This is a genomic window from Stenotrophomonas sp. STEN087, assembly GCF_056759115.1.
This window is the reverse complement of record NZ_JBRRCR010000092.1, coordinates 1-15,824: the sequence shown is the minus strand read 5'-3', so window position 1 is coordinate 15,824 and position 15,824 is coordinate 1. Positions and strand designations below refer to the sequence as shown.

Genomic DNA, 15,824 nt, shown 5'->3' with positions numbered 1-15,824 from the left:
CCCCCCGCCCCCCGCCCCCCGCCGCCGCCCGGCCGCCCCCCCGCCCCCCCCCCGCCCCCCCCCCCCCCGGGCCGGCCCCCCCCCCCCGCTACCCGATTATTCCGCGGGCGCTTCGCGCTCCTGCACCTGCGCCTGGCGCATGTCCTTTTCCTGCGCGCGCAGCGATTTGACGTCCAGCTTGCGGATCGTCTTGATGAAGCACGGCAGGCGCGGGCCGCCGGTCGGGTCGCGTACGATCACCTTGTCGAACGGCGCGCTGACGCGGCCCATGTGGCTGGTCAGGCCGATGGCAGGCGCATACGAAAGATCCGGGCACGGCCCGGTCAGTTCCAGCAGGTAGGCTTCGCTCGGCTTGGTCCAGACTGCCAGCGCGCTGTCACCCAGCTCGGTCCAGCCGTTGAGCGTGCCCAGGAACTGCATGTCCTTCTGCGCCGGACCAGCGTGGGCGCGGTACAGCTCCAGGCGGTCGGCACTGGTCAGGCCGGTGGTGGCGCAAGCGGCCAGCGCCAGGCACAGGCCGGCGATCAGCAACGGGGTCTTCATGGCGATCTCCAGCGGGGAACTGCGCACATCATGCGCCCGGCCGTGCAACGCCGGCGCAACGGCCGGCGGCCCGATTCAGCCGCCGGTCGGCGCAGCCCTGTAGTCGCCAACCTTGGTTGGCGCTCGGCCTGCAAAAGCAGCCGACCAAGGTCGGCATCTACCAGAGCGAAGCCAGCCCCGGAGAGCGAGGCCAGCGCCTCAGACGTCAGCGTGTGCCAATGCGTGCAGACGCCCTTCGCGCAGTTCCAGCACACGGTCCAGGCGACGCGCGAGGCTGCGGTCGTGGGTCACCAGTACCAGGCTGGTGTGGCGAGCACGGTTGAGCTCCAGCATCAGCTCGAACACGGTGGCCGCGGTGCGGTCATCCAGGTTGCCGGTCGGCTCATCGCCGAGCACGCAGGCCGGATGGTTGACCAGCGCACGCGCCACGGCGGCACGCTGGCGCTCGCCACCGGAAAGTTCGCCCGGCTTGTGGTCCAGGCGATGGCCCAGGCCGACCGCTTCCAGCAGCGCGGTCGCACGCTGGCTGGCTTCGGGCACGCCGGTACCGGCCAGCATCACCGGCATCATCACGTTTTCCAGCGCGGTGAATTCCGGCAGCAGGTGGTGGAACTGGTAGACGAAGCCCAGCGCCTGGTTGCGCAGCAGGCCACGCGCGGTGTCCGACAGGGTCGACATGCGCTGTCCGGTGACGAACACCTCACCTGCGGTCGGCACATCCAGGCCGCCCAGCAGGTGCAGCAGGGTGCTCTTGCCGGCGCCGGAGGCACCGATGATCGCCACCGTTTCGCCGGCATTGACCTTCAGGTCGAGCCCGTCGAACACCGGGGTCTGCATGCGGCCTTCGGCGTAGGTCTTGCCCAGGCCCTCGGCACGGATCACTTCATCGCCGCGGTTGACGACCTTATTCATAGCGCAGGGCCTCCGCCGGCTGGGTGCGTGCTGCCCGCCAGGCGGGATACAGGGTGGCCAGGAAACTCATCAGCAACGCGATGAGCGTGATCGCCACGATATCGCCGGTCTGCATGTCGGTCGGCAGGCCGGTGATGTAGTACACGTCCTCCGGCAGCAGCTTGACGTTGAACAGCGACTCGATGGCACCGAGGATGCGCTCGAGGTTCAAGGTCAGGGTGATGCCACCGATCAGGCCGGCAAGGGTGCCGAAGATGCCGATCAGCGAGCCCTGCACCATGAACACCTGCATCACCCCGCCCGGGGTCAGGCCCAGCGTGCGCAGGATGGCGATGTCGGCCTGCTTGTCGGTCACCAGCATCACCTGCGAGGAGACCAGGTTGAAGGCACCCATCGCGATGATCAGCGACAGCAGGATGCCCATCACCACCTTCTCCATCCGCAGCGAGTGGTAGAGGTTGGCGTTCTGCTGGGTCCAGTCACTCACCCGGTACGCGCCGCCCAGGTTCTGCGCCAGGTCCACGCCCACTTCCAGCGAGCGGTCCATGTCGTGCAGTTTCAGGCGTACGCCGGTGGCGCCGTCGGAGCGCAGCACGCGCTCGAGGTCCTTCATGTTGGCGAAGCCGACGCCACGGTCGACCTCGTTGTAGCCGGCCTCGAACAGACCGCTGACGGTGAAGCGTTTCATCCGTGGCACCGCACCGGCCGGGGTGCCCTGCACTTCGGCGAACGTCACCAGCACCTGGTCGCCCACGTCCACGCCCAGCCAGATGGCCAGCTCCTTGCCCAGCAGCAGGTTGAAGCTGCCCGGCTTGAGGCTGTCATAGCTGCCCTTGGTGATCTTCTTGTCGATCACCGACACCTTCGGCTCCAGCGCCGGTTCGATGCCCTGGATGATCGCACCCTGCACGCGCGGGCCGCTGATCATCGACTGGATCTCGATGTACGGCGCGGCGCCGGCCACGCGGGGATCCTTGTTGGCCACGTCGACCACGCGCATCCAGTCCGGCATCGGCTCGCCGTCGCGGCTGATGGTGGTATGGGCGGTCATCTGCAGCAGGCGGCTGCGGATTTCCTTCTGGAAACCGCTCATCACCGCCAGGGTGGTGATCAGCACCGTGACGCCGAGCGCGATGCCCAGGATCGATGCCATTGAAATGAAGGAGATGAAGCCGTTGCGGCGCTTGGCGCGCAGGTAGCGCAGGCCGATGGCCACGGGGATGGGTTTGAACATGCAGGCACGCCAGTCAATTCAGTCTATGGTGCCATCGTACGGGGTCGGCGTGAAACGCTGCGTGCGGACACGGCCAGTCGCAGTTCACGTCGCTGCCGGTGGGCGAGCACGTCCGGCCAGAACAGCAGGCGCCCGCGCCGGCCGTCGACACGCCAGTGCAGCAGCAGCCAGGGGCCGCGCACCACCAGCCGTGGTGCGTCGATATCGGCACCATCCAGCTGCAGCGGCGCCGGCAGCGTGGTCAGCTCAAGCCGGCGCGCGGGCCGGCGCAGTCGCCAGCCCAGCTGGGCCAGGCCCAGCAGCCAGACCGCCACCAGCACCGGCCAGTACCGGTCTTCCGGCAGGGCCAAGGCGCGCAGCAGCCAGGGCGCGGCCAGCAGTACCAGCGCCTGCGCGCCGGCCTGCAGCCGCGAGGGTCGCCACTCAAGCCTTGAGGGCGAGGATCTTCTGCATGAGGGGCACGGCGTGGGCATGCGGGCAGGCCTCGTAGCCCATGAACCAGCGCCACAACTTATCGTCCTCGCATTCGAGCAGGAACAGGAAAACCTCGCGCTCTTCGGTCGGCGCAGTGCTCCATTCGCGGTCGAGGTAGCGGCCGAACAGCTGGTCCAGCTCGCGCATGCCGCGGCGGCAGCGCCAGCGCAGCTTCTTCAGCAGGGTTTCTTCGTCCATCGTGTTTCTCCAGATACAGCAAAGCCACGCATGGCGTGGCTCTGCTGGTTGGTGCAGCCACGCATGGCGTGGCTCTACCGGGTACCGCCAGGCCTGTATCAGGCGCGGCGTTCCATCATCAGCTTCTTGATCTCAGCGATCGCCAGCGCCGGGTTCAGGCCCTTCGGGCAGGTCCGGGCACAGTTCATGATGGTGTGGCAGCGGTACAGCTTGAACGGATCTTCCAGATCGTCCAGGCGCGCACCGGTGTCCTCATCGCGCGAGTCGATGATCCAGCGGTAGGCCTGCAGCAGGATCGCCGGACCCAGGTAACGCTCGCCGTTCCACCAGTAGCTCGGGCAGCTGGTCGAGCAGCAGGCGCACAGGATGCACTCGTACAGGCCGTCGAGCTTCTTGCGGTCCTCCGGCGACTGCAGGCGCTCACGGTCCGGCGGTGCCGGGGTCTGGGTACGGATCCACGGCTTGATCGAGGCGTACTGCGCGTAGAAGTGGGTCAGGTCCGGAACCAGATCCTTGACCACGCTCATGTGCGGCAGCGGGTAGATCGGCACTTCCTTCTTGCCGCAGTCCGCGATGGCGCGGGTGCAGGCCAGGGTGTTGGTGCCGTCGATGTTCATCGCGCACGAACCGCAGATACCTTCGCGGCAGGAGCGACGGAAGGTCAGGGTCGGATCGATCTCGTTCTTGATCTTGATCAGCGCGTCCAGGACCATCGGGCCGCAGGCGTCCAGATCGATCTCATAGGTATCGGTGCGCGGATTGCTGTCGTCGTCCGGACTCCAGCGGTAGATCTTGAAGGTGCGCAGGTTCTTGCCGCCGCTCTTGGCGGGGAAGTGCTGGCCCTTCGTGACCTTGGAATTCTTGGGGAGTGAAAACTCGGCCATGGCTGCTCTCGTTGGCTCAGGCGGCCCGCGCCATCAAGGCGCGGATTGCATGGTAGGCGGGGGTCGCGATCAGTACACGCGCGGCTTCGGCGGCACCACGTCGACCTCGTCGGTCAGCGTGTACATGTGCACCGGACGGTAGTCGAAGCTGCACTTGCCCTTCTCGTCGACGGTGACCAGCGTGTGCTTGTGCCAGTTGACGTCGTCGCGGTCCGGGAAGTCCTCGTGCGCGTGCGCACCACGGCTTTCCTTGCGCTGTTCCGCCGAGTTGATCGTCGCCACCGCGTTCAGCAGCAGGTTGTTCAGCTCGTAGGTCTCGATCAGGTCCGAATTCCAGACCAGCGAACGGTCGCTGACCTTCACGTCCTGGAACGAATCGAACACGGTGGCCATCTTCTCGCAGCCTTCCTTCAGCGTCTGGCTGGTACGGAAGACGGCGGCGTCGGCCTGCATCGTGCGCTGCATGTTGTCGCGGATGACCGAGGTCGGCGTATCGCCATTGGCGTAACGCAGCTTGTCCAGCAGGCCCAGCGCCTTGTCGCAGGCATCGGCCGGCAGCGGCTTGTGCGCAGCGCCCGGCTTGATGGTCTCGGCGCAGCGGTTGGCCACGGCACGACCGAACACCACCAGGTCGAGCAGCGAGTTCGAGCCCAGGCGGTTGGCGCCGTGCACGGACACGCAGGCGGCTTCGCCGATGGCGTACAGGCCCGGCACCACGGCATCGGGGTTGTCACCATCCTTGCGCACGACTTCGCCGTGGAAGTTGGTCGGAATGCCGCCCATGTTGTAGTGCACGGTCGGGATGACCGGGATCGGCTGCTTGTGCACGTCGACGCCGGCGAAGATGCGCGCGCTCTCGGCGATGCCCGGCAGCTTCTCGTCGATCACGCCCGGGCCGAGGTGGGTCAGGTCGAGCAGGATGTGATCCTTGTGCTCGCCGACGCCGCGGCCTTCGCGGATCTCGATGGTCATCGAACGGGCCACCACGTCACGCGAGGCCAGATCCTTGTAATGCGGTGCGTAGCGCTCCATGAAGCGCTCGCCGCTGCTGTTGCGCAGGATGCCGCCTTCACCGCGGACACCCTCGGTGATCAGGCAGCCGGCGCCGTAGATGCCGGTCGGGTGGAACTGCACGAACTCCATATCCTGCATGGCGATGCCGGCACGCATGGCCAGGCCGCCACCGTCGCCGGTGCAGGTGTGCGCCGAGGTGGCGCTGAAGTACGCACGGCCGTAGCCGCCGGTGGCCAGCACCACGCCCTGGGCGCGGAACAGGTGCAGCGTGCCGTCGGCCATGTCCAGGGCCAGCACGCCACGGCACACGCCTTCGTCATCGAAGATCAGGTCGAGTGCGAAGTACTCGATCATGAAGCGCGCGTCGTGCTTGAGCGACTGCTGGTACAGGGTGTGCAGCATGGCGTGACCGGTACGGTCGGCCGCCGCGCAGGTACGCTGCGCCGCCGGGCCTTCGCCGTACTTGGTGGTCATGCCGCCGAACGGGCGCTGGTAGATCTTGCCTTCGGCGGTGCGGCTGAACGGCACGCCGTAGTGCTCGAGCTCGATGATGGCCGGGATGGCCTCACGGCACATGTACTCGATGGCGTCCTGGTCGCCCAGCCAGTCCGAGCCCTTGATGGTGTCGTAGAAGTGGTAGCGCCAATCGTCTTCGCCCATGTTGGCGAGCGCGGCGGAAATGCCACCCTGTGCAGCGACGGTGTGCGAACGGGTCGGGAAGACCTTGGTCAGGCACACGGTCTGCAGGCCCTTGGCGGCAAGGCCGAACGTGGCGCGCAGGCCGGCGCCGCCGGCGCCCACCACGACCATGTCGTACTTGTGTTCGGTGATCTTGTAAGCGGACATCTAGTCTGGATTCCTGTCTTGGTGCCTGGGCTCAGGCAACGCCGAGGGCGATGCGGCCCACCGCAAACACACTGACGATCATGCCGAGCACGGCGACGAACTTCACCGCGGTCTGCAGCACCAGGGCCAGCAGCGATTCGTGGATGTAATCTTCCAGCACGACCTGCATGCCGAGCTGTGCGTGCCAGAACATGGTGATCAGCAGGCCGATCAGCGGCACGGCATTCCACGGCTTGGCGATGGTGGCCACGGCCGTGGCGTAATCGGCGCCGGCCATGCGCACCACGAACACCAGGAACCACAGGCCCAGCACCACCAGGGCGGCGGCGGTCAGGCGCTGGTGCACGAAGTGCTCGGTGCCGGTCTTGGCCGAACCAAGGCCGCGCACGTTCTTCAGCGGGGTACGGAACTTGCTCATGCGGCACCTCCGAACAACACGTAGGCCCAGACCAGCGCGGTGATCACCAGGCTGCCGAAGACCGAGATCCAGCTGCTGCGTACGAAGGCCGGGATGCTGAAACCAACGGCGAAGTCCTGCACGACGTGGCGGATGCCATTGCACAGGTGATAGGCGAACGACCATGTCCACGCAAACAGGAACACGCGGCCATACCAGGCCCCGGCATGGCCGGTGAAGCAGTTCCACGAATCGGGGCCCATCATCAGGGCCAGCAGGCCGGCAGCGATGATGAGGGCACCCACGGACAGAAAGACGCCAGTGGCTCGATGCAGGATCGAGGTGGCCATCTGAATCTGCCAGCGATACACCTGGAGGTGCGGGGATAGGGGGCGTTGTCTGGTCGCCATTTCGCTGGGCTCGTTGTCTCGGCTGGGCGGCACGATGCCGCGTTGGCTCAATGCTGATCAGAAATCGATGCAGCGTCCGTTTTTCTCCCAATCGCCATACCGCACCGGATCAAGTCCGCCGCGGCCGCCGAATTCCTCCTCCGCCTCTGGTTTTTCCACGGGCACGGGTGCCGCGGGAACCAGCGGGGCTTCAGTTTCGTCGTCGGGAGTGGGGGTTGTTTGGCCTATCATGTTCGGTCTCGCAACGCACAAATTTTAGACCTCGTTCACGTGCCTGACAACCTTCCCCCTGCTTTCCTCGCATATCCGCGCCTGCCCGGCCACCAGCTGCTGAGCCTGCAGGGCGCCGATGCGGCCGTTTTCGCCCACGCCCAGTTCAGCAGCGACGTGACCGCCCTGCCCCTGCAGCACTGGCAGTGGAGCGCCTGGCTGAGCGCCAAGGGCCGCACCCTGACGGTGTTCCAGCTGCTGCGACTGGCCGAGGATCACGTGATGCTGGTGCTGGCCGATGGCGATGCAGATGCGATTGCGTCGCAACTGCAGCGCTTCGTGTTCCGCCGCAAGGTGAAACTTCAGGTGCATGCGGATCTTGCCGTGGCGGGCGCGTTCACTGCGCCGGAAGCGGCCAGTGGCGCGGCGATTGCCGGTGGTGGCGAGGCGGGTTGGGAACTGGATCTGGGCAGCGATGCCCTGCCGCGCACCCTGCGCATCGGTCCGGTTGAAGGGTTTGCGGCTGGCAGCGAGGCCGACGAAGCCGCGTTCGCCCTGGCCTGGCGCCAGGCTGACCTGCGCTTCGGCCTGCCGCGCCTGGAAGAAAGCCAGCGCGAAGTGTGGACACCGCAGCAGCTGGGCCTGGACCGGCTGAACGGCTACAGCGTGAAGAAGGGCTGCTACCCGGGCCAGGAAATCGTGGCCCGCACCCACTTCCTCGGCAAGGCCAAGCGCGCGGTGCAGCTGCTGCATGCCGCCGCCCCGGCGCAGGCCGGTGATGTCGTGCAGCAGGACGGCGCAGCGCTGGGCAGCATTGCCAGCGTGGCCGGCGATCTGGCCCTGGCGGTGCTGCCACTGGAAACCAGTGATGCGGAGCTGCAGGTGGGTGGCGTGGTCGCGCAGCGGGTGCCGCTGCTGGATGGCCTGGCGCGCTGAGGGCGCGCCCCGCATCCACGCGGTAGGTGCGGACCGTTGGTCCGCACGACAATCCGGTGGATGTGGACCTGGTAGGTGCGGACCGTTGGTACGCACGCTTCTGAAGGTGCCGGCCAGCGGCCGGCACTACCCCTTACAGGCGCTCGCCGGTTTCCGCATCGAAGAAATGCAGGCCCTGCGGGTGGATCGCCACGCGGATGTCCTCGCCCACGCCCGGCAGCGACTGCGGCGCCACGCGCATGGTCAGCGCATGCTTGCCGCTGCTGAGATTGACGAAGATCTCGTTGCCGACCGGCTCGATGCCCTCGATGCGTGCGGTGAACGCATGCGTATCGTCGACACCCGCCGGCTGCAGGTGCTCCGGACGCACGCCCACGGCAATCGACTTCTGCAGCCATGCCGGGTCGATGGTGGCCTGGCCCAGCGGTGCGCGCCATTCGCCATCGACCACGGTCACGCCGCCGGCATCGCCCTGCAGCGTGCCGCGCAGCACGTTCATCGCCGGGCTGCCGAGGAAGCCGGCCACGAACAGGTTGGCCGGGCGGTCGTACAGCGCCATCGGCGTGTCGATCTGCTGGATGATGCCGTCCTTCAGCACCACGATGCGCTGGCCCAAGGTCATTGCTTCGACCTGGTCATGCGTCACGTAGATCATGGTGGTGCCCAGCTTGCGGTGCAGCTGCGCGATTTCGGTACGCACGCTGTGGCGCAGCTTGGCATCCAGGTTGGACAGCGGCTCGTCCAGCAGGAACACCGCCGGCTCGCGCACCAGTGCACGGCCCAGGGCCACGCGCTGGCGCTGGCCGCCGGACATCGCCTTGGGCAGCTTGTCCATCATCTCGGTCAGGCCCAGCGTCTGCGCCGCCTCGGCGATGCGCTTGTCGATGGTCGCCTTGTCGTGGCCACGCAGCTTCAGGCCGAAGGCCAGGTTCTCGGCCACGGTCATGTGCGGGTAAAGCGCATAACTCTGGAACACCATGGCGATGTCGCGATCCTTCGGCGCCACATCGTTGACCACCCGGTCACCGATGGCCAGCGTGCCACCGCTGATCTCCTCAAGACCCGCCACCATCCGCAGCAGGGTCGACTTGCCACACCCGGACGGTCCGACCAGCACCATGAGCTCGCCATCGGCGACCTCGAAGGTGGCGTCCTTCACCGCGACCTGGCCGTTGTCGTAGACCTTGCGCACACCCTGCAACTGCACTTTTGCCATTTCAATCTATCCAGTCCGCCCGACGCCGGGCTGTCATTGGGGACTGCCTCGGCCCTCCCGATGGCAGTGATGATTGCGCAGCTGCCGCATGACGGCGACCACTGCAATCGAATACAGTTGCCCATTCTGCCATGTAAACGTTTTCACGTGGCACTATCCGAACGTCGGTGCGCGCCGATCTGCTTCGACGACCAGACGAAAGGTCATCGTCGTAGTGGTTACGAATGGAACGGTCTTCCGGCCTGCCGGAAATCCGCCCCCATCGAGCCTCGGACAGACAGTAGCGCGGATGTCCCCTGAACCCAGCCATGAAGCGATTGACAACGATGTCACCCGGATCTGAAACTCGAGCGATGCACGACACCCTCTTCCTGTTTGGTGCCACAGGCGACCTGGCCCAGCGCTACCTGTTCCCTTCGCTGCTGCGCCTGCTTGGCGACGGCCTGCTGCCGGAGGACTTCCGCATCCGTGCGCTGGCCCTGTCCGGCCATGACACCGAAGCCTTCCACGATATCCTGCGGCCGCGACTGCAGCAGGCCATGCCGATGGCCAGCCAGGAGGACATCGCCTCCCTGCTGCGCCGCATCGACTACCGCTCGGTGGACCTGCGTGACGTCGACTCGGTCGCCGCCGCCGTCTCCGACCTGGTCGACCGCCGCTGCGTCAGCTACCTGGCCATCCCGCCGGGCCTGTACATCTCCACCTGCGAAGGCCTGGCCAAGGGCGGCGCCCTGGCAGCACCGTCGCGCCTGATGCTGGAAAAGCCGATCGGCAGCGACAGCGAGAGCGCCGAGGAGATCATCTCCACCATCGGCCAGTGGATCGACGAAGACCGCGTGTTCCGCCTGGACCACTACCTGGGCAAGGCGGCGGTGCAGAACCTGATCGCCCTGCGCTTCGGCAACACGCTGCTGGAAGCAGTGTGGAACCGCAACTACATCGAATCGGTGCACATCCTGGTGGCCGAGAGCGAAGGCGTGGACGGTCGCGACGCGTACTACGCCCGCTCCGGCGCGCTGCGCGACATGGTGCAGAGCCACATCCTGCAGCTGCTGTGCATGGTCGCGATGGAGCCGCCGGCCTCGCTGGAAGCCGACCGCATCCGCGACGAGAAGGTCAAGGTGCTGCGCGCCCTGCGCCCGCTGGACGCCAAGCACGCCGCCCGTGACAGCATCCGCGGCCGCTACACCGCCGGCAGCATCAACGGCCAGCCGGCCCAGGCCTACCAGCCGCCGGAAGGCAGCGACGTGGAAACCTTCGCCGGCGTCACCGCGCACATCGACAACTGGCGCTGGAGCGGCGTGCCGTTCCACCTGGTCACCGGCAAGCGCCTGCCCGAGCGCACCACCCGCGTGGTGGTCACGCTGAAGCCGGTCACCCACTGGCTGTTCGAGCGCCCGCAGCGTGCGCAGGCCGCGCCGAACCGCCTGGTGTTCCAGCTGCAGCCGCAGGAAAACATCGAACTGGGCCTGATGAGCAGCCTGGCCGGCCCGGAATGGGGCGCGCTGGAACTGCACCCGCTGGAACTGGAACTGTCCGTGCCGACCGGCCTGCACCGCCGCATCGCCTACGAGCGCCTGTTCCTGGACGCCTTCAACGGCAACCACACCCTGTTCGTGCGCGACGACGAAGTGCGCGCGGCCTGGGCCTGGATCGACAGCGTGGCCGATGCCTGGAAGGCCGCCAACCTGCCGCTGGAACCCTACCCGGCCGGCCAGTGGGGCCCGGACAACGCCACCGACTTCCTGCCGCAGGGCGTTGACGCCCCGGACAGCGGAGCATCGGCATGAGTGTCGGCAGCCAGCCCGTGCTGGTCGCCGACATCGGCGGCACCAACGCCCGCTTCGCCCTCGCCGACACCTCGCTGGACGCGCCCCTGCAGAAGGACAGCATCCGCGAATACGCGGTGGCTGAGTTCCCCTCGCTGGGTGATGCCGCACGCCACTACCTGGAACAGGCCGGCGCCACTGCGCGCCGCGGCGTGTTCGCGGTGGCCGGCCGCGTGGACGGTGACGAAGCACGTATCACCAACCACCCGTGGGTGATCTCGCGCAGCCGCACCGCGACCATGCTCGGCTTCGACGAACTGCACCTGATCAACGACTTCGCCGCACAGGCGATGGCCGTGGCCCTGCTGCAGCCGCATGACGTGATCCAGATCGGCGGCGCGCACTGGACCCCGGCCGCACCGGGCGAATCGCGCAACTACGGCGTGATCGGTCCGGGCACCGGCCTCGGTGTCGGCGGCCTGATCGTGCGCCACGGCCGCAGCTATCCGCTGGAAACCGAAGGTGGCCACGTCAGCTTCCCGCCGGGCACGCCGGAGGAGATCCGCATCCTGGAGATCCTGTCCGAGCAGTTCGGCCGCGTCTCCAACGAACGCCTGATCTGCGGCCCCGGCCTGGTCAACATCCATCGCGCCGTGTGCGAGATGGCCGGTTTCGATCCGGGCCAGCTGCAGCCGGCCGACGTCACCGCGCGTGCCGCGCTGGGTGACCCGCAGGCGATGCGCACGGTGGACGTGTTCTGCGCCGTGTTCGGTGCCATCGCAGGTGACCTGGTGCTGGTGCAGGGCGCGTGGGACGGCGTGTTCCTGACCGGTGGGCTGGTGCCGAAGATGCTCGATTCGCTGCAGCATTCCGGTTTCCGCCAGCGCTTCGAACACAAGGGCCGGTTCTCTTCGATCATGGCGCGGGTGCCGTCGCTGGCGATCATGCACCCCTGCCCCGGGCTGCTGGGCGCCGCCGCCTATGCCGCCGACGCCGAACGTGACGCTACAGGAGTTGCCGCATGAGCCCGACCTTCCACGACGACCGCATCGACTTCATCAGCCATGGCGATGCCGATGGCTGGATCGAAGCCGTGGCCGCCGAAATGGCCCAGGCGATCAACCACGACATCAACGAAGTGGGCCGCGCCCGCATCCTGCTGTCCGGTGGCACCACCCCGGCGCCGGTGTACCAGGCGCTGGCCGAGCTGGACGTGCTCTGGGACCGGGTGGAAGTGAGCCTGGCCGATGAGCGCTGGCTGTCGCCGCAGGATCGCGACAGCAACGCCTGGCTGGTGCGCGAGAACCTGCTCAAGCGCGCCGAAGGTGCCCACTTCGATCCGCTGGTGCGCATCGGCAAGCCGCTGCCCGAATGCGTGTACACCGCCAACCTGCAGGCCCAGCACAGCCAGGCGCCGAGCGTCGTGGCGCTGGGCATGGGCAACGATGGCCACACCGCCTCGCTGTTCCCGGGCTCGAAGGATCTGGCCCGTGCCTTGGAAAGCACCCTGCCCTACGCCGCGCTGGATGCCACCGGCTGCCCCGGTGCCAACCAGTGGCCGCTGCGCATCACCCTGACCCCGCGTGGCCTGGGCCAGTGCCGCCAGCGCCTGCTGCTGCTGCGCGGCAAGCAGAAGCTGCAGGTCCTGCGCCAGGCGCTGGACAGCAACGATGCGCAGCAGTACCCGATCCTCAATGCAATCAACCTGGACGGCGCGCGCCTGCGCGTGCACTGGGCTGATTGACGTCGGCGGCGGCGTCCGCTGCCGCTTGCCTCTCGCCACCTTGAACGCTGGTAGCCAATGAGCCTCCATCCGCAACTGCAAGCCATCACCGATCGCGTCATCCGCCGCAGCGCCGCGTCGCGCGCCGCCTACCTGGCCGCGATCGACGCCGCCCTGCGCGATGGCCCGTTCCGCAGCCGCCTGAGCTGCGGCAACCTCGCCCACGGCTTCGCCGCCTGCGGCACGACCGACAAGAGCCGCCTGCGCGGCGGCGTGACCCCGAACCTCGGCATCATCACCGCCTACAACGACATGCTGTCGGCGCACCAGCCGTTCGAGACCTATCCGGAGCAGATCCGTGAGGTCGCCCGCGAACTCGGCGCGACCGCACAGGTGGCCGGCGCCGTGCCGGCGATGTGCGACGGCGTGACCCAGGGACGCGGCGGCATGGAACTGTCGCTGTTCTCGCGCGACGTGATCGCGCAGGCCACGGCCATCGGCCTCAGCCACGACATGTTCGACACCACCATCCACCTCGGCGTGTGCGACAAGATCGTGCCGGGCCTGCTGATCGGCGCACTGGCCTTCGGCCACCTGCCGGCGGTGTTCGTGCCGGCCGGCCCGATGACCCCGGGCATTCCGAACAAGCAGAAGGCCGAAGTGCGCGAGCGCTACGCCGCCGGCGAAGCCACCCGCGAGGAACTGCTGGAAGCCGAGTCCGCCTCGTACCACGGCGTCGGCACCTGCACCTTCTACGGCACCGCCAATTCCAACCAGGTGCTGCTGGAAGCGATGGGCGTGCAGCTGCCGGGCGCCTCGTTCGTCAACCCGGATACGCCGCTGCGCGATGCGCTGACCCGCGAAGCCACCGAGCGTGCGCTGGACATCACCGCGCTGGGCGACGATTTCCGTCCGCTGGGCCGCATCATCGACGAGCGCGCGATCCTCAACGCGGTCATCGCGCTGATGGCCACCGGTGGTTCGACCAACCACACCATCCACTGGATCGCCGTGGCCCGCGCCGCCGGCATCGTGCTGACCTGGGACGACTTCGACGAGCTGTCGCAGCTGGTTCCGCTGCTGGCCCGCGTCTATCCGAACGGCGAGGCCGACGTGAACCGCTTCGCCGCGGCCGGTGGCCCGGCGTTCGTGTTCGGCGAGCTGATCAAGGCCGGCCTGATGCATGGCGACATCGTCAGCGTGGCCCGTGGCGGCATGGCCGACTACGCCCGCGAGCCGCAGCTGCGCGACGGCAAGCTGGTGTACCTGCCGGGCCTGGAACGCAGCGCCGATGAAGAAGTGGTGCGCAGCGTCGACAACCCGTTCGAAAGCCAGGGTGGCCTGCGCCTGCTGCGCGGCAACCTGGGCAAGTCGCTGATCAAGCTGTCGGCGGTGAAGCCGCAGTACCGCACCATCGAGGCACCGGCCGTGGTGGTCGATGCACCGCAGGTGTTGAACAAGCTGCACGCCGGTGGCCTGCTGCCCGAGCATTTCGTGGCGGTGGTGCGTTACCAGGGCCCGCGTGCGAACGGCATGCCGGAACTGCATTCGCTGGCGCCGCTGCTGGGCCTGCTGCAGAACCAGGGCCGGCGCGTGGCGCTGGTCACCGACGGTCGCCTGTCCGGTGCCTCGGGCAAGATCCCGGCGGCGATCCACGTGACGCCGGAAGCGGCGCGCGGTGGCCCGCTGGCCAAGGTGCGCGAGGGCGACATGATCCGCCTGGACGGTGAAGCCGGCACGCTGGAAGTGCTGGTGGATGCGGCCGAGTGGGCAGCACGTTCGCTGGCGCCGAACACGGCACCGGCGGCGCATGACCTGGGCCGCAATCTGTTCGCGATCAACCGTCGCGTGGTGGGTCCGGCGGACCAGGGTGCGATTTCGATTTCGTGCGGGCCGGCGGCGGCGGATGGTGGGCCGTGGGATTACGATTCGGAGTATGAGCTGGGGCACGATGCTGCGGCTGCGGCGGCGCCGCATGAGGCGAAGGACGCCTGAGTTGTTGGAGAGCGCTGCGGGTTCGCGTTGGCGGTCAGTGTCCTGGTTGAGGCGGCGGATAGCCCCCACCAGGACACGCCGTGAACCCCTCCATGGGGGCTCGTAGGCGCCATCCATGGCGCCTGCGGTCCTGGTGGGGGCTATCCGCCGCCTCCGGACAGTCTGCTGGCGCCCTCGCGCCGCGAAGTGATCACTGAAAAGCACAAACAAGAGCAAGGGCAAAAGCATGGGTATCGAACAACATCAGGTGAAGGCGGCGGAGTTGCTGCATGCGGCGGGCATCCTGCCGGTGGTGACGATTCATACGCTGGACCAGGCGCGTGCGGTGAGTGCGGCGCTGCTGGAAGGTGGCCTGCCGGCCATCGAGCTGACGCTGCGTACGCCGGTGGCGATGGAAGCGCTGGCGATGCTCAAGCGCGAGCTGCCCGATGTGGTGGTGGGTGCGGGCACGGTGCTGACCGTGGAGCAGATGCAGCAGTCGATCGATGCGGGCGCGGATTTCCTGGTGACGCCGGGTACGCCGCCGGTGCTGGCCGATGCGCTGGCGGCGGCACCGCTGCCGGTGGTGCCGGGTGCGGCCACGCCGACCGAGCTGCTGTCGCTCTACGCGCGCGGCTTCCGCGTGTGCAAGCTGTTCCCGGCCACGGCCGTGGGTGGCCTGGCGATGATCAAGGGCCTTGCCGGCCCGGTTGCCGACCTGAAGCTGTGCCCGACAGGTGGCATCACCGAAAACACCGCCGCCGAGTACCTGGAGCAGAAGAACGTGGTCTGCATCGGTGGCTCGTGGATGGTGCCGGGCAACTGGATCGCCGACGGCGAGTGGGACAAGGTGCGCGCCAGCGCCGCCGACGCCGCGAAGATCATCAAGCGCGTCCGCGGCCACTGAGCCCAACCCACGCCCCGGCATGATCAGGGGTCAGAGCCCTTTCCCGGCGGGAAAGGGATCCGACCCCGAAGTGCCCGCAACCTGTCCCGGGGGGGCTCCCCGAAAACCCGGAAAGGCGCGAGGACCCCCGGAGACCGCCCAGGGATCAAGGCCCCGCCCGGGCCCCCCCCCCCCCCA

17 protein-coding genes are annotated in these 15,824 nt (G+C 67.8%); 6 read left to right on the top strand and 11 right to left on the bottom strand.

What is annotated here, in order from left to right; all coding sequences use genetic code 11:
* Positions 1–96 precede the first annotated feature (96 nt).
* The 10 genes from ACVOK1_RS17800 to ACVOK1_RS17755 all read right to left on the bottom strand — a co-directional run bounded on the left by ACVOK1_RS17800 (position 97) and on the right by ACVOK1_RS17755 (position 7,143).
* Positions 97–543, bottom strand: a complete 447-nt coding sequence (locus ACVOK1_RS17800) for a DUF6491 family protein (protein ID WP_200753243.1) — start codon at positions 541–543, stop codon at positions 97–99.
* Positions 544–741: 198 nt separating this feature from the next.
* Complete coding sequence (lolD, locus tag ACVOK1_RS17795) at positions 742–1,455, bottom strand: lipoprotein-releasing ABC transporter ATP-binding protein LolD (RefSeq protein ID WP_108768527.1); 714 nt, start codon at positions 1,453–1,455, stop codon at positions 742–744.
* On the bottom strand, positions 1,448–2,689 hold the full coding sequence (locus tag ACVOK1_RS17790; RefSeq protein ID WP_481562826.1) for a lipoprotein-releasing ABC transporter permease subunit: 1,242 nt from the start codon (positions 2,687–2,689) through the stop codon (positions 1,448–1,450). Before ACVOK1_RS17790 ends, lolD begins: the two co-directional genes overlap by 8 nt.
* 23 nt (positions 2,690–2,712) lie before the next feature.
* Positions 2,713–3,162, bottom strand: a complete 450-nt coding sequence (locus tag ACVOK1_RS17785) for a hypothetical protein (protein ID WP_481562825.1) — start codon at positions 3,160–3,162, stop codon at positions 2,713–2,715.
* Complete coding sequence (locus tag ACVOK1_RS17780; protein WP_108768524.1) at positions 3,113–3,361, bottom strand: FAD assembly factor SdhE; 249 nt, start codon at positions 3,359–3,361, stop codon at positions 3,113–3,115. The genes ACVOK1_RS17785 and ACVOK1_RS17780 overlap by 50 nt, the downstream gene beginning before the upstream one ends.
* Positions 3,362–3,459: 98 nt before the next feature.
* Positions 3,460–4,245, bottom strand: coding sequence for a succinate dehydrogenase iron-sulfur subunit (locus tag ACVOK1_RS17775; RefSeq protein WP_079221505.1), 786 nt, complete (start codon positions 4,243–4,245; stop codon positions 3,460–3,462).
* Positions 4,246–4,314: 69 nt separating this feature from the next.
* The gene (gene sdhA, locus ACVOK1_RS17770; protein WP_108768523.1) at positions 4,315–6,105 is read right to left on the bottom strand and encodes a succinate dehydrogenase flavoprotein subunit; all 1,791 of its coding nucleotides are present in this window, start codon (positions 6,103–6,105) and stop codon (positions 4,315–4,317) included.
* A 31-nt stretch (positions 6,106–6,136) separates the two neighbouring features.
* Entirely contained in the window at positions 6,137–6,523 is a 387-nt protein-coding gene (gene sdhD / locus ACVOK1_RS17765) for a succinate dehydrogenase, hydrophobic membrane anchor protein (protein WP_079221503.1), read from the bottom strand.
* Complete coding sequence (gene sdhC / locus ACVOK1_RS17760) at positions 6,520–6,912, bottom strand: succinate dehydrogenase, cytochrome b556 subunit (RefSeq protein ID WP_079221502.1); 393 nt, start codon at positions 6,910–6,912, stop codon at positions 6,520–6,522. Before sdhC ends, sdhD begins: the two co-directional genes overlap by 4 nt.
* Positions 6,913–6,969: 57 nt before the next feature.
* Positions 6,970–7,143, bottom strand: a complete 174-nt coding sequence (locus ACVOK1_RS17755) for a DUF1674 domain-containing protein (RefSeq protein WP_079221501.1) — start codon at positions 7,141–7,143, stop codon at positions 6,970–6,972.
* Between the two features lie 39 nt (positions 7,144–7,182).
* On the opposite strand from ACVOK1_RS17755, the gene ygfZ reads away from it, so the two are divergent.
* Positions 7,183–8,058, top strand: a complete 876-nt coding sequence (gene ygfZ / locus ACVOK1_RS17750) for a CAF17-like 4Fe-4S cluster assembly/insertion protein YgfZ (protein WP_481562824.1) — start codon at positions 7,183–7,185, stop codon at positions 8,056–8,058.
* 133 nt (positions 8,059–8,191) lie between these two features.
* Here ygfZ and ACVOK1_RS17745 read toward each other — a convergent pair whose 3' ends face one another.
* Complete coding sequence (locus ACVOK1_RS17745) at positions 8,192–9,274, bottom strand: ABC transporter ATP-binding protein (protein ID WP_481562823.1); 1,083 nt, start codon at positions 9,272–9,274, stop codon at positions 8,192–8,194.
* 353 nt (positions 9,275–9,627) lie between these two features.
* Here ACVOK1_RS17745 and zwf point away from each other — a divergent pair, with 353 nt between their 5' ends.
* The 5 genes from zwf to eda all read left to right on the top strand — a co-directional run bounded on the left by zwf (position 9,628) and on the right by eda (position 15,647).
* A complete protein-coding gene (gene zwf / locus ACVOK1_RS17740) occupies positions 9,628–11,064 on the top strand; it encodes a glucose-6-phosphate dehydrogenase (RefSeq protein ID WP_108759487.1) in 1,437 nt (478 codons plus the stop codon).
* Positions 11,061–12,068 carry a glucokinase gene (glk, locus tag ACVOK1_RS17735; protein WP_200734203.1) on the top strand — a complete coding sequence of 336 codons (1,008 nt, stop codon included), beginning with the start codon at positions 11,061–11,063 and terminating at the stop codon, positions 12,066–12,068. The genes zwf and glk overlap by 4 nt, the downstream gene beginning before the upstream one ends.
* Positions 12,065–12,787 carry a 6-phosphogluconolactonase gene (pgl, locus tag ACVOK1_RS17730; RefSeq protein WP_481562822.1) on the top strand — a complete coding sequence of 241 codons (723 nt, stop codon included), beginning with the start codon at positions 12,065–12,067 and terminating at the stop codon, positions 12,785–12,787. Before glk ends, pgl begins: the two co-directional genes overlap by 4 nt.
* 57 nt (positions 12,788–12,844) lie before the next feature.
* Positions 12,845–14,761: a phosphogluconate dehydratase gene (gene edd / locus ACVOK1_RS17725; RefSeq protein ID WP_108768517.1), complete on the top strand. Its 1,917-nt coding sequence runs from the start codon at positions 12,845–12,847 to the stop codon at positions 14,759–14,761.
* Positions 14,762–14,987: 226 nt separating this feature from the next.
* Complete coding sequence (gene eda / locus ACVOK1_RS17720; RefSeq protein WP_079221494.1) at positions 14,988–15,647, top strand: bifunctional 4-hydroxy-2-oxoglutarate aldolase/2-dehydro-3-deoxy-phosphogluconate aldolase; 660 nt, start codon at positions 14,988–14,990, stop codon at positions 15,645–15,647.
* Positions 15,648–15,824 lie beyond the last annotated feature (177 nt).